This window comes from Corallococcus sp. AB018, assembly GCF_003986945.1.
Lineage (GTDB): Bacteria > Myxococcota > Myxococcia > Myxococcales > Myxococcaceae > Corallococcus > Corallococcus exiguus.
This window is the reverse complement of the sequence record NZ_RAWR01000093.1, coordinates 19,546-37,304: the sequence shown is the minus strand read 5'-3', so window position 1 is coordinate 37,304 and position 17,759 is coordinate 19,546. Positions and strand designations below refer to the sequence as shown.

The window sequence follows — 17,759 nt, the reverse complement described above, 5'->3', positions numbered from 1 at the left end:
GGGTCGGGCCCCCCACCGTGCGCGTCCCTACCCATCCCTATCGCGGCAGGCTGACATGGCCAGGGGCCCCCTGTCCCGCTCCGTCACGCCCGCTTCCCCACCAGGGGGCCTCGCAGGACGGACCGGAGGCGAGGACGGCCCCGATCAAAACGGAAATCGCCCCGGCGCCAGCAGGCACCGGGGCGACTTGCGCACCACGTCCCAGGTCTTCTTGCCTCAGTGCACCGGTGCGGGCCTCGACGCCGGGAGCTCCGGACGCGCGGGAGGCGCAGGAGACACGGCGGGCGCCTGGAGGGACACCGCCAGGGCGGGCATGCGCTTCAGCACGTTGCCGGTGATGAGCCGCATGTCCCGGCCGCCCTTGGTGAAGAAGGTGTAGCCCCAGTTCAGCATCACGGAGGCGCGGTTGCGGAAGCCGATGAGGTAGGCGATGTGCACGCCCGCCCAGACGCACCACGCGGGAAACCCCGACATGCGCCACTTGTCGAAGAGCAACCCCACCGCGTAGCCGCGGCCAATCACCGCGAAGCTGCCCTTGTCGTGGTAGCGGAACGCGCGCAGCGGCTTGTTCGCCAGGCGGCAGCGGATGGTCTTCGCCACGTGCCGCCCCATCTGCATCGCCGCCGGCGCGATGCCCGGCACCGGCTTGCCGCGCTGCTCCACCGCCGCCACGTCGCCAATCACATACACGTCATTCAAGCCCGGCGCCGTGAGCAGCGGCGTCACCTGCACCCGCCCCGCGCGGTCCAGTGGCACCTCCAGCGAGCGCACCAGCGGCGACGCCGCCACGCCCGCCCCCCACAACACCGTGCGCGTGGCGATGCGCTCGTTCCCGAACGTGACGCTCTCCGCGTCGATGTCCGTCACCATGGCCCCGGTGCGCACGTCGACGTGCAGCTCCTCCAGGTCGCGCTTCGCCCGCTCCGACAGCTCCTCCGGATAGGTGTTCAGCACGCGCGGCAGGCCCTCCAGCAACACCACTCTCGCCTCGCGCGTGTCGATGCGCCGGAAGTCCTTCGGCATCGCATGCCGCGTCATGTACGAGAGCGCCCCCGCCAGCTCCACGCCCGTGGGCCCCGCGCCGATGATGACGAAGGTCATCCACTGACGCTGGCGGACAGGGTCGGACTCGCGCTCCGCGGCCTCGAAGGCCGCCAGCACGCGCTCGCGGATGCGCACCGCGTCCTCCAGCGTCTTCAGGCCGGGTGCCACGTCCGCCCACTCCGGGTGCTTGAAGTACGAGTGAGACGCGCCCGTGGCCAGCACCAGCGAGTCGTAGGGAATCTCCCCGCCCTCCACGACGAGCACCTTGCGGTGCGTGTCCACCGACTTCGCATCCGCCAGCAGCACCTCCGTGTTGCGCGAGTGCAGCACGGTGCGGATGGGCGCGGAGATGTCCGACGGGTTCAGCACCGCCGTCGCCACCTGGTACAGCAGCGGCTGGAAGAGGTGGTGGTTGTAGCGGTCCACCACCGTCACCCGCACGTCGCGAGCCTTGCCCAGGGCCTTCGCGGCCTGAAGCCCGCCGAAGCCCGCCCCCACGATGACCACGTGATGCCTGCTGTCCCGAACGCGTTCCATGGCGGACAAGGTGCGGACGCATGACGCGCCCGGCCAGCATCCGCTGTGCCTTGGCTGCCTGGCGGCTCGGGAACGGATGCCCGGCCGCTCCACGGCCAGGCACCTGGAATCCGGACGCGGTGGATCAGCCCGCCTTGGCGGTGCCCTTCGACTGGTGCCAGGCGGAGAGCACTTCCTTCTCACGCTCGGCGGGCAGGCCCGCGCGCAGCTTCTCCTGACGGTCCGCCGGCAGCGTGTGGAACCAGGTCAGCGTGTCGCGCACGGTGTCCGCGAGCGACCGGGTGACGAGCCCCGCCTGCGTGGCCTTGGCGATGCTCACCGCGCCGACGCCGCTCTCCGGCCCGGTGCGCGGCACCCACGCGGGCATGTCCCCGAAGGCCGTCACCTTGTGCTGTTCCAGGAACGCGCTGTCCACCCAGGTGAAGCGCGCGTCGCTCCCGGTCGCCTCGCGCAGGGTCTCCAGCATGCCCTTCATCTTCATGGGCTGGACCGGGCCGGTGACGTTGAAGATGCCCATGCTGCGGCGCTCCACGTTCCGGATGATGAACGCGGCCAGGTCGCGCGCGTCGATGACCTGTACCGGGTCCTCGCCGTCGCCGGGGGCCAGCACCTCGCCGCCCTTCGCCACGCGCAGCGGCCAGTAGGTGAAGCGGTCGGAGCCGTCATCCGGCCCCACGATGAGGCCGGGGCGGATGTTGAGCGTGCGGCCGAGCAGCGCCGTCTCCGCGGCCTTCTCGCAGAGCGCCTTGAGCGGGCCGTAGCTCTCCTCGCCCACCTCCTCCGTGGTCTCGTCCGCGAGGGTGGCCACGGCGTCGGACTCGTTGAGGTCCTTCTTCGTCATCTCCTTGTAGACGGAGACGCTGGAGATGAAGACGTACTGCTCCACGTTGGGCGCGAGCAGCTCCGCGGACGCCTTCACGAGGCGCGGCACGTAGCCGGACGTGTCGATGACCGCGTCCCACTTGCGGCCCGCCAGCGCCTTCAGGCCCTCGCCCTTGTTGGGGTCTCGGTCGCCCTGGAGCTTCTCCACGTCCGGGAACAGGCCCGGGTTGGTCTTGCCACGGTTGAAGAGCGTGAGCGTGTGGCCGCGCGCCTGCGCCACCTGCACCAGCGCGGGGCCCAGGAACCGGGTGCCGCCCAGGATGAGGATGTTCAGGGGCTTGCCCGGGGCGGTGTCCTTGTCATCAGACGCCGAGCCTGGGCCCGCCTTGGGGGACGACGCACAGCCCAACACCTGGACCGCGCCCAGCGCGGCCGCTGCTTGAATCACGCCTCTTCGGGTCAGCTTCATGCCGTGGTTCCTCCAGGAAGGCTTGTCTGCGGAAGGGTTTCAGCGGCGCGCGTGCGCTGCTGACGCGCCAGGTACAGGGCCACCGCGAGCCACAGCGCGGCCACGGGCACGGCCGCCAGCGACAGGCCCGTCATGCCCAGGCCCAACGCGGTGAGCCCGCCCTGCAGCCACGCGCTCAGCGTGTCACTGCCGCGGTACACCACCGTGTCGATGAAGCTCTTGGACTTGTAGCGGGCCTCGCGGTCCACCGTGGTGAACAGGATTTCGCGCGACGGACGCTCCAGCGCGTAATGACTCGCGCCCCGGAGCGACTTCACGGCGATGAGCACCGTCAGCACCGGCGCGAACGCGAGCACCCCAAAGCCCACCAGCGTGAGCACCGGCGCCACCGCCATGGCCACGCCCAATCCCAGACGCGAGATGACCCGCCCGGTGACGAGCGTCTGGATGGCCAGCGTCAGCACCTGCACCCAGAAGTCGATGTCCGCGAACGCCGCCGTGCGCGACGCCGCGTCCTTCGCCAGGGACGCGACCAGCTGCACCTCCTGGTAGTACAGGAACGTGGAGGTCGCCGCGTACAGCAGCACCTGCATCCCCAGCGCGAGCAGGAACGGCGACGTCACCAGGAGCCTCAAGCCCGCGAGCATCCCGCCGCCCACCGGCCCCTCGCGCGTGGCGGGCTGGTGCTGCACGTCCCTGGCCCAGTGGCCCAGGCGGCGCACGCACTGCGCGCTCACCTCCAGCATCACCGCGGACACGAGGATGAGGTTCACCGGCCCCACCGGCTCCGCAAGTCTGCCCACCAGGAACGGGCCGACAATCATCCCCGTGGTGCCGCCCGCGGCGATGAAGCCGAAGAGCCGCTTGCCCTGGTCGCTGGCGAACACGTCCGCCATGAAGCTCCAGAAGATGGAGACGACGAACAGGTTGTAGACGCTCAGCCAGACATAGAAGGCGCGCGCCACGGACTCCTTCGCCACGCCCCATTTGAGCAGCGCGAAGAAGACCAGCAGGTTGAGGAGGAAGAAGCGGTAGACGCGCGGCACCACCACCCGCCGGGGGTAGCGCGCCACCAGCGCGGAGAAGGCCGGCACCGCCAGCAGCATCACGACGAAGGTGACGGTGAAGAGCCAGGGCAGGTGCTTCACGTCCCCGGCGGTGCCCATCTCGTTGCGGATGGGCCGCAGGATGGCGTAGCCGCACATCAGCGTGAAGAAGTAGACGAACGCCCCGAGGACCGCGCCTACCTCCTCGTCACGGACGTCCACGAAGCGCTTGAGCATGATGGCGGCGCCCTCAACGCCACGGCTGGCAGGCTATTCCCTGTCTGCCAGCCTGTGGAGGAAAGTGGCTACCGGGCCGTGAGGATTTCACGCACGGTGGCCTCCACGCGAGGCATCGCCTCCTCGATTTCGGCGACGGAGGTGGCGCCCACGGAGAGGCGGAACCAGCCGGTGTCCTCCGCCAGGCCGAACGCCTGGAAGGGCACCACGGCGAAGCGGGCCTTCTCCAGCAGGCGCTTGCGGATGGCGTCGTTGGTGGCGAGGCCGTCCTTGCCCACCACGTCGAAGCGCACGGTGAGGTAGATGGCGCCCTGCGGCGCGATGGCGTCCACCGGCAGGCCCGCGTCCTTCATGCGCTGGAAGCCCTTGTAGAGGGCCTCCAGGCGCTGGTCGACGCGCTGGCGCATCGTCGTCAGGAACGACTCGGTGGCGGGGACGTCGTCCAGGTAGCGCGCGGTGGCGACCTGTTCGGCCTTGGGGGCCCAGGCGCCCACGTGGCCCAGCACGTCGCGCATGCGGGAGATGATGGTGGGCGCGCCCACGCCCCAGCCCACGCGCACGCCGGTGGCGGCGAAGGCCTTGCTGATGCCGTCCACGAACACGGTGTACGGCGCCATCTCCGGCACCAGCTCCACGGGCGTGACGTGCTTCTTGCCGAAGTTCAGCACCCAGTAGATGTGGTCGTACATCAGGATGAGAGGCTTCTGGCCGCGGCCCTCGCGCGCGCGGTTCTCCTCGACGATGCGCTGGCAGATGGCGCGCAGGGCCTCCGGGTCCAGCATGGTGCCGGTGGGGTTGAGCGGGCTGCACAGGCAGAGCAGGCGCGCGGACGACAGGTGCGGCTCCAGCTGCGCCAGCGTGGGCATGAAGCCCGCCGATGCCTCGGTGGTCACCACCACGCTCTTCGCGCCCAGCATGTGGGCGTAGTGGTTGTTGTTCCACGACGGCACCGGGTAGACGACGACGTCGCCCGGGTCGAGCACCGCGCGGAAGATGGCGTAGATGACGGGCCGCGCGCCGCCCGCGATGGTGATGCCCTCCAGCGGGTACTTCAGACCCAGGGAGCGCTCGTAGAAGCGCTGCACGGCCTGGCGCAGCTCCAGCACACCGTCGGACGGCGGGTAGTTCGTCTCACCGCCCTGGAGCGCGGCGCCAATCTGGTCGCGCAGGCCGTCCGGGATGGGGAACTCCTTCGGGTTGAAGTCCCCCACGGTGAGGTTGCACACCTTGTTGCCCTTGGCCACGAGCTCGCGAATCTCCGCGGCGATGCGGAGGATTTCACTGCCCACGAGCCCACGCACCATGGTGCTCACGGTGGTGTCATCGCGAGAGGGACGCGGGAGGGAGGTCAGGTCAATGGCCATGGTGCGGATCTCTCCAGTGCACGAAGGGGGGCCGGGGGGACGCGGCCCGGCGGACCCTATACGCAACGGCGCCGGGAAGGCGCATCTTCCATGGTCCTGGGGCACGCGGTGTGCGAGGACTCGGGAAGTCCCCGGCTGACGGGGTTTGACGGGAGGAATCGGATGCGTCTGCGACTGGGAATGTACGTGCTGGGAGTGGCGGTGGGACTGCTGGGCCAGGGCTGCCAGAAGCAGGAGCCCCAGACCGTCCCCATGGACGTACCGGCCGCGAATCCGCCCGCCAACACCCTGCCGCGCGAGGGCCCGGCCGCCACCGCCCCGGTGGTGCACCAGGTGCTGGACGTGAAGGAAGACGCGGGCAAGCCGGCGTCCACGGCGGAGGCAGCGCCGGACTCCGGGAGCGCGGCGGACGCGGCGTGGACGACGGCGACGGTGGAGAGGCCGCGCGGCGAGCCCCCGTCCATCACGCTGCGCTCGGTGCGCACGGGGACGCACGCGGACTACGACCGCACGGTGTTCGAGTTCGACGGGCCGCGCCTGCCGGGCTACCAGCTGGGGTACGTGAAGACGCCGGTGCAGCAGTGCGGCTCCGGCGACGACGTGAAGACGCCGGGACAGGCCGCGCTGGAGGTGCGCTTCACGCTGGCGCGGGCGCACGACGACCAGGGGCAGGCCACGGTGGCGCAGCGCTCGCTCAAGCCCGCGCTACCGACCCTGCTGGGCCTGGAGCGCGTGTGCGACTTCGAGGGCGAGGTGACGTGGGTGCTGGGCACCGCGCGCCGCGCCCCGTTCCGCGTGCTGGAGCTGAAGGACCCCACGCGCCTCGTGCTGGACGTCCAGCACTGAGGCGCAAGGGAGGCGGCTACTTCTTGGGCGGCTGTGCGCGCTTCTTCGCGATGAGGTCGCGCGCGTCCTTCTCCGAGTCGGCGAAGTCCACGTCCACCGTCCACTTGCCGGTGAAGTACAGGGCGAGCATCAGCGCCTTGGCGCCCGCGCGCTGGAGCGGGCCCGTGCCCAGGTAGACGTGGCCGCGGAACCACTCGGCCTTCGCCTGCGCGACCAGCAGCTCGCGCGAGTCCTTCTCGATGCTGGAGTTGGACACGTCGGAGATGACGAACACCGGTCCGTTCTTCGAAACCTCCTGACAGATTTCCAGCACCTTCTTCGAGTCCTCCATCTTCGAGGGCCCGTTGAACTTCATCACCAACAGGTCCGGCGCCTCGAAGTACGCGCGATGCGCCCCGAACTCCCACTCACGATGATTCGCCACGCGGTCCCTGCCTCACACGGATGAAGAATTGCGCAGACCCGATAGCATCGAGAACGATGATTTCCAAGGAGAGTGCGGAGTCCCGCTCTGTGTGAAGTGAAGCCTGCCGAGGGTGACAGCGACCGCTCAAGTCGGGTCGTGCGCGACGTCTGTCCTTGCTGACCCGGGTCGAGCACGGGCGCGGTAGGAGGAAGGCGTGACGCCGAAGCGGGTACGGAAGCGGCGGATAAATTCAGACAGGTCGCCAAAGCCACACGCGAAGGCGACGTCCGCGATGCGCTCACGGCCCGTCCGCAAGCGTTCAGCGGCGAGTGTCAGGCGACGGCCGAGGATGTAGCTGTAGGGGCTCTCTCCCACCACCTTGCGGAAGGTGCGCAGGAAGGGGTGGCGGCCCATGCCCAGCTCTTGCGCGAGCACGCCCAGGGAGAGGGGCTCCACGAGCCGGGCCTCCATCAGCCGGAGCGCGTCCGCCATGCGGCGCTCCTCGGTGGCGGTGATGGGCCGGGCTGTCCCTTCGTGGATGCCGCTCAGCGCCGCGCCCGCCATCCGCAGCGCCATTTCCTCCGCGCCGCGCGAGCCAGGCTGCTCGGCCAGCGCCTGGACGTCCGCGATGAGCGGTGCGAGCCGTTGGAGGGGCGGCAGCCGGTGCTTGGGAAAGTCCGTGCGAGTCACGCCCGACAGGTCCCTGGCCACCTCTTCCATGAGCTCGGGTTTGAAGTGGAACGCGATGCAGCGGTCACCCACGCCGTGCTCGTGGCCGCAGCAGAAGGACGTGTGCTGTTCCCCGAGCAGCAGTGAGCCGGGCGTCAGCAGCACGCGTCCATTCCGGGAGCGGTAGGTGAAGCTCCCCGACAGGACGGCGGAGACGGACACCCAGGTGTGCTGTTCCTCGAAGACAGGGTCCCTGGGACCGGAGCGACAGACGATCTCGCTCACGCGCCATCCGTCCCCGGAGGCCAGCCGGCGCACCGTGGTCAGGTCCACTTTCCCCAAGTCGGCCAAGGTCCGTCCTTCCATCCTGCCCCGCATATCCAACGAGGTGACCGAATCATGGCGATGGTGGCAACGGCAGTCACGCGGGAGCTCATCTGGCGGCGCGTCATGGATGACCTGGGATTCGAGCATGCCCGCGTGAGGCGCGGGAAGGAGGGCACGGAGCTCTCCGGCTTGATTCTCGTCGCGGAGCAGGGGTCACCGCTGAGGGCGGAGTATTCGGTCGCCTGTGACAGTGCGTGGCGCACGCGCCGGGTGAGCGTGACGCAATCGTGGCGCGGCGAGCACCGGACGCTCACGTTGGAGCATGACGGAGAGGGCCACTGGCGGAAGGACGGCCGGGTCGCGGAGGCGCTGAAGGGCTGCACCGATGTGGACCTGGGCCTGAGCCCCTCCACCAATGCGCTGCCCGTCAACCGGCTGCGACTGGGCGAAGGCGCCAGCGCGGAGATCCGCGCGGCGTGGGTGAAGTTTCCCGCGCTGGAGGTCGTGCCTGCACGGCAGGGCTACACACGCGCGGGTCCCACGCGCTACCGCTACGAAAGCCTGGAGAGCGGCTTCAACGCCATGCTGGACGTGGACACGGACGGGCTGCCCATCGAGTACGCAGGCATCTGGCGCAGGCTCGCGGAAGGGCCCGCCACCCCTGTGTCCTCGACGCAGGCGTTCGTGGAGGCACTGGTGAGTCCAGGCCCTTCGAGCGAGCTGGGGGACGCGGCGACCACCTTCGGCTGGTTGGTGGGAGGCTGGGCCGGGACCATCCAGGACCATGACCCTGACGGGAGCATCCGCCAGAGCCAGGGCGAGTGGTGGTTCCATTGGGTGCTGGAGGGACGGGCCCTGCAGGACGTGTTCATCGTGCCGTCGCGGCACGCCCCCGCGCAGTCAGGCCCCGGAGCGAACAAGCGCTACGGAACCACGGTGCGCACGTTCGACCGGGCCGGAGGCAAGTGGAAGATCACCTGGATCAGTCCCACGGGTGGCGCCATCAACCGACTGGACGGGGGACGGGATGAAGACAGGCTCGTCCTGCTGGGCGAGCACCACGGGAAGCCCATCCGCTGGAGCTTCTCCGACATCGGCGCGGACCGCTTCACCTGGCTCGGGGAGGTCCAGGAAGCCGACGGTCCGTGGAAGCTCCAGTCACGCTTCGACATGCGGCGCATCACCTGAAAAGCCTGTCCGACTGTCGGACAGGTTCGTGCCGCGCGCCCCCGCGAAGTGCGACTCACCGCACGCCGCTTCGCAGTCGGGCCGCGGCGGCGTCCAGCCGGGTCAGCAACTCCGCGTGACGGGCTCGGGCTTCGGATCCGCCCGCGCGCAGCGCCATGGCGAGCACCTGAGGCAGGTTGAGCGCGGCCCCCACGCGCAGCCGCTGCTGGTAGTGCTCGGCCCAGTCCGTCGGGATGCGCAGCGACCAGTTGCGCGCATCCACGGAGCCGGGCGCGTTGTACGTGTCCGGCATGCCCAGCAGGTCCGCGAAGAACACCATCACGCTGCGCGCACGGCTGGCGAACAGGTCCGCGAACTTCGCCTGCGCGAGCAGCCCCGGGTCCTCCGCCAGCTGACGCGCGAAGGCCTCACGCCCCTCCGCATCGGGATGCAGCCGTTCCGCGAGGTAGTCCGCCTGGGCGCGCAGCGCGTGCTTCCACTGCCATTCGGAGACCAGCCGCCAGAGTGACTTCGTGTCGTGGTTGCCCACCATCACCCAGTCCTCGGGGGCCACGTTCTCGCTGCGGTACACGTCCGCCGGGTTGTTCAGGTCCGCCTTCTGCGTGACGCGGAAGCGGCCCAGACCATCGCGGGCCATCACCCGTGACAGCTCATACGGCAGCGTGCTCAGCACCTCGCACAGCACGTCCTCTCGGGCCCGGCCATGCGCCCGCGCCGTGCGCACCACGGAGTCGAAGAGGATGGCGTACCGAGCCACCTGCTCCTCCGTGAGCCCCTTCACCCACCCATCCGCGTAACGCGGCACCGAGCGGTCCAGCTGCGCCGAAGCCACGATGGAGTACCGCGCCAGCGCCGGGTGGTCCGGCAGGTCCGGCGACGAGAACAGGCGCGCCCCACCCTGCACCGCGCGCAGCGGATCCGCCGAGCCCGCGCGGTACACCCAAGGGCACACGAGCCCGTGCGGATGGTCGATGCGCAGCCCGTCGTACTCGGAGAGCATCTTGCCCAGCCGCGAGTCCATGTAGCGAAGCACCGGCCCGGGGCCCGAACCGTCCGGAGCGACGTACTGCTCCGGATCCAGCACCGGGTAGTTCCACGGCTGGCCCTCCGGGTTGGTGCGGCTGGGCGGAGCCCCCATGAGGTACGCGCCCAGGAACAGCCCCTGCCGCGCCCACGTGTCCCGAGGCGAGAAACCAATCTGGAGGTCCCCGTACAGCTTGAGTCCCCAGGCCCCCGCGCGCACCCGCAGCAGCCCATGCTGCTCGTACACGAGGAACTGGCGGAAGGCGTACTGCTCCACCGCATCGGCTTCGACGGTGAGCAACTCCCGGATGCGCGCCTCCGCCTGCGCCTCTTCGCCAGCACGCGGCGCGAACAGGCGCCCATCCAACGAGTCCGCCCAACCGCGCCAGTCATCCGGCGTGTGATGCCGAGCGGCGAGCACGTCGAAGAGCGCATCCCGCTCCAGCCACTCCCGCTGCTCCAGGCGGAAGTCCGCGAAGCGACGAACCAGCCCTGGCTCCCGGGTGCGCCGGAAGGTGTCCCACGCCTCCTGGAGCGCCAGCGCCTGGCCCCGGCACGCGAAGGAGTACCGGGCCTCCGGACCCACGTCCTCGGGTACTTCGGAGACGAGCCGCGCCAGGGTGTCCGCGGACAGCAGTGCGCCCCAGGGTCCATGCGGATCCGTGAGCGGAGCGAGCGCCACGTTCAGTGTGTTGCGCGAGAACAACGTGCCGTCATACGGCGACGGGTTGTACGCGGTGGTCTGTCCCTGCGGCCCCAGCTGGATGCCGGTGAAGCCCAGGTCCCGAGCAAAGGCGAGGAAGCGCGCGGCGCCCTCGGAGTACGGAGAGCCGCGCCCCAGGTCCTCTCCGGGGAGGCCGGGGAAGCTGGGGTCATGGATGCTCAGGACCCAGCGGGTGACGCCCAGTGCCTCCAGGGCTTCGGTGACGAGCGAGCGGTGCGAATCGGGCAGCGGGGACAGGAGCTCCACACTCCCGACCCTATGGCCCTCCGCGCGATGCGCCAACCGTTCCTTGAGGGTGACACGAGCATCTTCTCCGCGTCACTCCTGCCGGGCCTGCGGGTGGGGCCGGGGCTCGCCGCCACCGTGCGCTGGCCCGTGGGCCTGGCCGCGCGCTTTGAACACCCGGCGCAGCTTCCCCGTCATCCACGCGCGACCGTCCGTCAGGATTTCATACACCGTCGGAATCACCAGCAGCGTGAGCAGCGTGGACGTGATGACGCCGCCAATCACCGCGCGGCCCAGCGGCGCCCGGAAGTCGCCACCCTCACCGTGTCCCAGCGCCACCGGCACCATGCCCGCGATGAGCGCGAAGGTCGTCATGATGATGGGCCGCAAGCGGATGCGTCCCGCTTCAATCAGCGCCTCGCGCAAGGGCATGCCCTTCTCGTGCTGCCACTTGGCGAAGTCGATGAGCAGGATGGCGTTCTTCGCGACGATGCCCATCAGCAGGATGACGCCGATGAGGCTCATGATGTTCAGCGTGTCCCCCGTCACCACCAGCGCCAACACCACGCCAATCAACGACAGCGGCAGCGACACCAGGATGGCCAGCGGATCAATGAACGAGCCGAACTGGATGACGAGGATGAGGTACATCAACATCACCGCCACCCCCAGCGCCAGGAACACCCGGCCGAACACCTCCTGTTGATCCGCGGACTCGCCGCCCGTGGACACCTCGTAGCCCGGAGGCACCTTCACCGCCTCGAGCCGCGTCTGGATGCCGTTCATCACCTCCGACAGCGACCGCCCCGCCACGTTCGCCTGCACGTTGATGACCTTCTCGCGGTTCAGGTGATCGATCTGCGCCGGGCCCACCGTCTGCTTCACCGACGCCACCTGTCCCAGCGGCACCACCACCGGCGCACCCGTGGGGCTGGTGCCCACCACCAGTGGCAGCTGCGACAGCTGCGACGGGTTCTCCCGGAACTGGGGCGCCAGGCGCACCATCACGTCGCGCGTCTCGCCAATGGGGTCCACCCAGTCGCCGGAGTCCAGGCCCGCGAAGGCCGGCCGCAATGACTGCGCCACCTGGCCCACCGTCACGTTGAGCTGGCCCGCGACCCCACGGTTCAGCTCCACCTCCAGCTCCGGCTTCTCGCCGCGAGTGGACAGCCCCACGTCCACCGCGCCCGGCACCTGCTTCACCTCCTTCATCACCTGCTGCGCCAGCTGGTTGAGCCCCTTGGACTCCGGCCCACGCAGCTCCAGCTGGATGGACTTGATGGCCCCGCCAAAGCCGCTGGTGAACACCGAAACGTTCGCGCCGCCCACCGCGAGCAACTCCTGACGCAGCGTCTTGCCCAGCACCTCCTGGCTCGCCTTGCGCTCCGTCTTCGGCTTGAGCCGCACGTACACCAGCGCCTGGTCCACACCCGGCGAGCGCAGCGGCAACGGCACACCGATGGTCGTGTACGTGTACGCGACCTCCGGATGCTGGCGCGTGAGGCGGGACACCTCCTCCACCTTGCGCCGCGTGTAGTCCAGGCTGGAGCCGGCGGGCGTCTCCACCAGCATCTCAATCTCCGCGCGGTCGCTCACCGGCACGAAGCCCGCGCCGCCGAAGACGCCTTGCAGCGCCACCGCGCCCACCAGCGAACCCACCGCCAGCAACACCATCGCGAGCCGGTGGTCCAGCGCCCACGCGATGACGCCCTTGTAGCGGTCCGCCTCCCGGTCGAACCAGTGATTGAAGCGCTCCAGCCCGCGCGAGATGAAGTTGCGCCGCTCGCCCTTCTCCACCTGCGGGTCCGGCCAGTACGCGCTGAGCATGGGGTCCAGCGAGAAGCTCACGAACAGCGACACCAGCACCGAGCACGCGATGGTGAGCGCGAACGGTTTGAACCACTGTCCCGCCACGCCGTACATGAACGCCACCGGGACGAACACCGCCACGATGGAGAACGTCGTCGCCGCCACCGCGAGGCCAATCTCGTTCGTGCCCTCGCGCGACGCCGTGTAGTGGTCCTTCCCCATCTCCACGTGCCGCACGATGTTCTCGCGCACCACGATGGCGTCGTCGATGAGGATGCCGATGGCCAGCGTCAGGCCCAGCAGCGACATCGTGTTGAGCGTGAAGCCGAACGCCCACACGCTCACGAACGACGCCAGCACGGACACGGGCAGCGCCAGGCCCGTAATCACCGTGGAGCGCCATGAATTGAGGAACAGGAACACCACCAGCACCGTGAGCAGCGCGCCTTCAATCAGCGCCTGCTGCACGTTGATGACGGAGTTCTCCACGCGCGTGCCCGCGTCGCGGACGATTTCCAGCTTCGCGTTGGCGGGCAGCCGCTGCTGGAGCATCTTCACCCGCTCGCGCACGCCGTCCGCGACCTCCGTGGTGCTGTGGCCCTTGGACTTGATGACCTCGATGCCCACCGCCTGCGCGCCGTTGTAGAGCGACAGGGTGCGCGGCTCCTCGGTGCCGGCGAACACGTCCGCCACTTCGCCCAGCCGCAGCGTGCGCCCGTTGCGCTCCGCGATGGGCACCTGCGCGAAGTCCTCCGGCGTCTCCAGGCGGCCCTTGAGCCGGATGGTGCGCTCCTGCAATTCGGTGTTGAGCCGGCCCACCGGCGCCGCCAGGTTCTGCGCCTGGAGCGCCGCCACCACCTGCGCCACCGACAGGCCCGCCGCCTGGAGCGCCGCGGGCCGCACCTGGACCGTCATCTCCCGGTCCACGCCGCCCACCACCGTGGCCTGCGCCACGCCCGGCACCGAGCGCAAATCCCCCACCACCAGCGGATCCGCGATGAGCGACAGCGCGGGCACGTCCAGCGCGTCCGACGTCAGCACCAGCGACACGATGGGTTGGTCCGCCGGGTCGAAGCGCGTGAGGATGGGCTCCTCCATCTCCTGCGGCAGGTCCGCGCGCTTGCTGGAGATGGCGTCGCGGATGTCCTGGGACGCCTCCTGGATGTCCTTCTCGAAGTCGAAGAAGACCGTGAAGTTCGCCAGGCTGTCCGTGGAGCTGGACGTGGTCTTCTTCCCGTCCACGCCGGAGATGGCGAAGATGGCGTCCTCGATGGGCTCGACAATCTCGCGCTCCACCGTGTCGGGTGAGGCCCCTGGGTACGCGATGGTGACGTTGATGACCGGCTGCTGAACGTCCGGGAACTCGTCCGTCTCCAGGTTGAAGAGCGCCACGATGCCGAACACGACGAGCGCCACCATCGCCGTGATGGTGACGATGGGGCGCTTGATGGCGAAGTCGGAGATGAACACGGACGACTCCTGCGGTGCTTCAAGAGGTGGAGACGTCTGGCGTTACTTCGCGGGTGCCTGGGCAGGAGGCGTGGGAGTCCCGGCCGCGGCCGGAGCCTGAGCGGGGCCACTGCCGCCGGACGCGTTGCCCGCGCCGCCCACGCCCTGCTGGGCTTCCGGTGGAGAAACCGGCCGCTGCTTCTTCGGCCCTTGCGGCGCGGCGGTGAGCTTCACGGGCGTGCCGTTGGTCAGGTCGCGCGCGGAGCCGAGCAGCACCACGTCCCCAGCCTTCAACCCCGAGCGAACCTCCACGGCCTGCGCCACGTCATCCCGCAGGCCCAGCGTCACCGCCACCTCCTCCACCTTGCCGTTGGAGATGCGCTGCACGGTGGGCGGCTCCTGGCGCGTGTCGAGCGCGTCCACCGGCACGGCCAGCGCCTCTTTCGACTGGGACGCCACGCGCCCCAGCGCGAACAGGCCGGACAGGAGCGTCTGCTCGTTGTTGGGGATGCCCACGTAGATGCGCACCTGGCCCGTGGCGGGGTCCACCGCCGGGTTGATGCGCTCCACCTCACCCTTGAAGGCGCGGTCCTCGTAGCCGTTCACGCGGAAGTCCACGGGCGTTCCGACCTTCACCTGGCCCAGCTGCGCCGCGGGCACGGAGGCCTCCAGCCGCAACGTCGCGGGGTCCACCACGACGAAGAGGGGCGCGCCCGGCTGGACGATGTCGCCCGCGTTCACCTGCCGCTCGCTCACCACGCCCGTGAAGGGCGCGGAGACCTTCGTGCGCGACAGCTGATCCTGCGCCAGCTTCAGCTGCGCCTGCGCCTGCGCCAGCTGTCCCTCCGCCTGCGTCCGCGTGAGCTGCGCGCGTTCGAAGTCGCGGCGGGTGATGACGCCCTGTTTGACCAGGGTTTGATTGCGCTGCTCATCCGTCTTCGCCACCTGCAAGGCATTGCGCGCCACGCGCAGGCTGGAGCTGGCCGCCAGCACCTGCTCGCGCAGCGTGTGTTCCTCCACGCGCGCAAGGGGCTGCCCCTCCTTCACCGCTTGGCCCTGGTCCGCCATCACGTCCAGGATGCTGCCCCCCACCTCCGCGCGGACGCTGGCCAGCCGCCGAGCCTGGAGCGTCCCGGAGATGACGGGACCGTTCTCCAGCTTCTGGGGCTCCACGCGCACCACGTTCTCCGGTCCCAGCGACACCACCGTCGGCGCGGTGGGCGCGGCGGCCTCCTCGGAGCGCTGTCCGCATGCGCCAGCCAACCAGACAACGGCCAGCACGGCTCCCCACCGTGAACCCGTGCGCCGGGCTCGAAGACCCGCTGTCTCTTCGGTGCGTTCCACGGCCTGCCTCCCCGGCCCCCAGGGGCCATTGGCCCTGGAGTTCCGCCCGGGGGCGGTCCCCGGGGCCGGGTAAACGTGGTGCCGCCCCCCCGGCCGGGGAAGTCGTGCCACCACCACCCGTGAACCTGGAGAACACGCCCGGCCCGTCCCCCTGACAGGCGGGGAGACATGCGGACGGCGGCTGGAAAGACGACGGCCTCCGTCCCACGCGAAGGGACGGAGGCCGCGTTTTCTTCACATCCGGACGAGGCTCAGTGGACGCTCGGCGCGGCGGTCACGAACGCCGTGGTGAGGCAGCTCTGGTTTGCCATCTGGTCCAGGAACGTCTGGCGCGCCAGCACCTCGTTGAAGGTGCGCACGGGCGTGCCGTCCGCGCGGTCCGGCACGGTGAGCGCGCCGCTGAGGAACGGCGACAGCGCGCCGGTCCAGCTCACGTGGGTGAAGTTCGTGCCCAGCTCGTCACCGTGGCAGCCGTCGCAGGTGTTGAGCGAGAAGACGTGCCGCGCCTGGCGGTTGGGGATGGCGGACGCCGGCAGGCTCCAGAACGGCGGGGTGGCCACGGGGTTCGTCACCAGGGCGCGGCCCGAGCGGAAGGTGCCACCGGCCCACGGCAGCGGGACGGAGTACGTGCCCGCGATGATGGGCCCCGTGTTCGCGTTCACGTAGGCCGGGAACAGCGTGGTCTGCCGGGTGCGGTCCGGCGTCTGGGCCACGGTGTGGCTGTTGAGCAGCCCGAGCGCCGGCGGCGGCGTGGTGGAGTACGAGTTCGGGTTGATGGAGCCGTTCCAGAGACGGAACTCGCGCAGCTCCCACGGGTGGGCCAACCAGTCGTCGTTGGTGCGCACCTGGTTGATGGAGCTGCGGTTGGGCTTGCGCGGGGACAGGTCGCGCTTGGCGAACTGCTCCGTCAGGGCCTCCAGCGCCGCGTTGTACGACGCGCTGCCCAGCGGCAGCCCGGACAGGGCCTGCCACTGCTGCGCGTAGGTCTTGATGTTCACGCAGCCGGTCTTGTCCACCCCGTACTCCAGGATGACCAGGAAGGGCACCGTGTAGCAGCTCGACCCCGTGCCCGTGGTGGCCGCGAAGATGAAGCGGCCCTCGCCCGCGCTGCCCGCGCCGTAGGCCGGGTTGCTGCCGGCCAGGTCCAGCCGGTTCACGATGGCGATGAGCTTGAACGGCGACCTCGCCAGGTTCAGCTCGCCGGAGGACAGCTTCGGCCAGGGCCCGATGAGGTTCGCCGCGATGGACGTGCGCGGCGGGTTCACGAAGCCGTTGATGGTGCGCGGCTGCTCCCACTGGCGCAGCCACTCGCGCACGAAGGTGGTGGGAGCCACGCCCGTGAAGGGCTGGTTGGCCATCTCCGTCATCAGGTAGTTGAACGTCCACTTGCCGTTCGGGTTGCCCACGCCGGTGCACGGGTCATACGTGCGCGTCGTGTCGTTCACGACGCCGGGCGCGCGGATGATGAGCGAGCGCGCCGGGTCCACCAGCGACGCCAGACCAATGGGCTGGATGGGCACGGGCTGGCCCACCGGGAACTGCGTGCTCAGCGCCGTCACCGGCACGGTGGCCACCAACTGGCGGTTCTCGAACACGGCCGTGGTCAGCTGCGTCTGCGACTGGGACTGCGCCTGGGCAATGCGCTGCTGCTGGGTCTGGAGCGCCACGAAGTCGAACGTGCCGGAGGCCGTGAAGAGCAGGTCCCCCGCCACCGCGTCGCCACCCTGGCCGTCGTCGCGGAACGTCAGCTGCTGCGCACCGTCCGCCATCGAAAGCGTCCCACCGCGGAACGCCTCGTTCTCCGAGCGATTCGACTTCAGCTTCAGCTGGAACACCGTGGCCGTGGACTTGCTGGCCGCGCCCTGGGGAATCGCGAAGAGGGACTCCACCACCGGACGCGCTTCGTCCCCCTCCAGGGCCTGCAGGGTCGTACCAAGCGCCACCTCCAGGTTGCCGGACGGGTCCACGGCCTGGGCGGAGGAGTCCGCCTGGGGCGCGGAAGGCGCGGGAGTCTCGGACGTCTCCGGGGCGGGCTGGCCACAGCCCACCGCCAGCGACGAGGCCAGGAGCGCGAACGGCAGACGCTTCCGGGAATGCTTCCACAGCAGGGACAGCTCAGGCTTCATGGGGCGTGCTCCACTCACGACGGGGTGACCGCGACGACAGCCTCGCGATGGGGCGCCCTCCCCCTCACCGTGCGCGGAACCCCGAACACACCGGTCCCGTCCCC

12 protein-coding genes are annotated in these 17,759 nt (G+C 69.9%); 2 read left to right on the top strand and 10 right to left on the bottom strand.

Translation table 11 applies throughout. From position 1 onward, the window contains the following. Nucleotides 1–216: 216 nt before the first annotated feature. The 4 genes from D7Y11_RS20800 to D7Y11_RS20785 all read right to left on the bottom strand — a co-directional run bounded on the left by D7Y11_RS20800 (nt 217) and on the right by D7Y11_RS20785 (nt 5,519). Nucleotides 217–1,551: an NAD(P)/FAD-dependent oxidoreductase gene (locus D7Y11_RS20800; protein ID WP_120576179.1), complete on the bottom strand. Its 1,335-nt coding sequence runs from the start codon at nt 1,549–1,551 to the stop codon at nt 217–219. Between the two features lie 154 nt (nt 1,552–1,705). Next, nucleotides 1,706–2,872 carry an NAD-dependent epimerase/dehydratase family protein gene (locus D7Y11_RS20795; protein ID WP_126934575.1) on the bottom strand — a complete coding sequence of 389 codons (1,167 nt, stop codon included), beginning with the start codon at nt 2,870–2,872 and terminating at the stop codon, nt 1,706–1,708. After that, nucleotides 2,869–4,155: an NTP/NDP exchange transporter gene (locus D7Y11_RS20790; protein WP_120576181.1), complete on the bottom strand. Its 1,287-nt coding sequence runs from the start codon at nt 4,153–4,155 to the stop codon at nt 2,869–2,871. Before D7Y11_RS20790 ends, D7Y11_RS20795 begins: the two co-directional genes overlap by 4 nt. A 68-nt stretch (nt 4,156–4,223) precedes the next feature. After that, on the bottom strand, nt 4,224–5,519 hold the full coding sequence (locus tag D7Y11_RS20785) for a pyridoxal phosphate-dependent aminotransferase (protein ID WP_120576182.1): 1,296 nt from the start codon (nt 5,517–5,519) through the stop codon (nt 4,224–4,226). Between the two features lie 162 nt (nt 5,520–5,681). Here D7Y11_RS20785 and D7Y11_RS20780 point away from each other — a divergent pair, with 162 nt between their 5' ends. After that, nucleotides 5,682–6,365, top strand: a complete 684-nt coding sequence (locus D7Y11_RS20780) for a hypothetical protein (protein WP_233596803.1) — start codon at nt 5,682–5,684, stop codon at nt 6,363–6,365. Nucleotides 6,366–6,381: 16 nt separating this feature from the next. On the opposite strand, the gene D7Y11_RS20775 is transcribed toward D7Y11_RS20780, so the two are convergent. Both D7Y11_RS20775 and D7Y11_RS20770 read right to left on the bottom strand, forming a co-directional pair. Beyond that, on the bottom strand, nt 6,382–6,789 hold the full coding sequence (locus tag D7Y11_RS20775; RefSeq protein WP_120576184.1) for a hypothetical protein: 408 nt from the start codon (nt 6,787–6,789) through the stop codon (nt 6,382–6,384). Nucleotides 6,790–6,915: 126 nt separating this feature from the next. Beyond that, nucleotides 6,916–7,791, bottom strand: coding sequence for an AraC family transcriptional regulator (locus D7Y11_RS20770; protein ID WP_158641972.1), 876 nt, complete (start codon nt 7,789–7,791; stop codon nt 6,916–6,918). 48 nt (nt 7,792–7,839) lie between these two features. On the opposite strand from D7Y11_RS20770, the gene D7Y11_RS20765 reads away from it, so the two are divergent. Beyond that, nucleotides 7,840–8,955, top strand: coding sequence for a putative glycolipid-binding domain-containing protein (locus D7Y11_RS20765; RefSeq protein WP_126934573.1), 1,116 nt, complete (start codon nt 7,840–7,842; stop codon nt 8,953–8,955). A gap of 55 nt (nt 8,956–9,010) precedes the next feature. Here the strand turns inward: D7Y11_RS20765 and D7Y11_RS20760 are convergent, their stop codons facing one another. The 4 genes from D7Y11_RS20760 to D7Y11_RS43365 form a co-directional block, all read right to left on the bottom strand. Beyond that, nucleotides 9,011–10,948 carry a 4-alpha-glucanotransferase gene (locus D7Y11_RS20760; protein WP_199753754.1) on the bottom strand — a complete coding sequence of 646 codons (1,938 nt, stop codon included), beginning with the start codon at nt 10,946–10,948 and terminating at the stop codon, nt 9,011–9,013. Nucleotides 10,949–11,020: 72 nt separating this feature from the next. Continuing rightward, the gene (locus D7Y11_RS20755) at nt 11,021–14,206 is read right to left on the bottom strand and encodes an efflux RND transporter permease subunit (protein ID WP_126934572.1); all 3,186 of its coding nucleotides are present in this window, start codon (nt 14,204–14,206) and stop codon (nt 11,021–11,023) included. A gap of 42 nt (nt 14,207–14,248) precedes the next feature. Beyond that, entirely contained in the window at nt 14,249–15,529 is a 1,281-nt protein-coding gene (locus tag D7Y11_RS20750; protein ID WP_126934571.1) for an efflux RND transporter periplasmic adaptor subunit, read from the bottom strand. A gap of 251 nt (nt 15,530–15,780) precedes the next feature. After that, nucleotides 15,781–17,655, bottom strand: a complete 1,875-nt coding sequence (locus D7Y11_RS43365) for a hypothetical protein (RefSeq protein ID WP_158629085.1) — start codon at nt 17,653–17,655, stop codon at nt 15,781–15,783. Nucleotides 17,656–17,759: the final 104 nt, after the last annotated feature.

Bases quoted from the DNA above. Each gene is read 5' to 3' on its own strand.
- D7Y11_RS20765 (WP_126934573.1), top strand. From the start codon at position 7,840: ATGGCGATGGTGGCAACGGCAGTCACGCGGGAGCTCATCTGGCGGCGC.
- D7Y11_RS20790 (WP_120576181.1), bottom strand. From the start codon at position 4,155: ATGCTCAAGCGCTTCGTGGACGTCCGTGACGAGGAGGTAGGCGCGGTC.
- D7Y11_RS20795 (WP_126934575.1), bottom strand. From the start codon at position 2,872: ATGAAGCTGACCCGAAGAGGCGTGATTCAAGCAGCGGCCGCGCTGGGC.
- D7Y11_RS20780 (WP_233596803.1), top strand. From the start codon at position 5,682: ATGCGTCTGCGACTGGGAATGTACGTGCTGGGAGTGGCGGTGGGACTG.
- D7Y11_RS20785 (WP_120576182.1), bottom strand. From the start codon at position 5,519: ATGGCCATTGACCTGACCTCCCTCCCGCGTCCCTCTCGCGATGACACC.
- D7Y11_RS43365 (WP_158629085.1), bottom strand. From the start codon at position 17,655: ATGAAGCCTGAGCTGTCCCTGCTGTGGAAGCATTCCCGGAAGCGTCTG.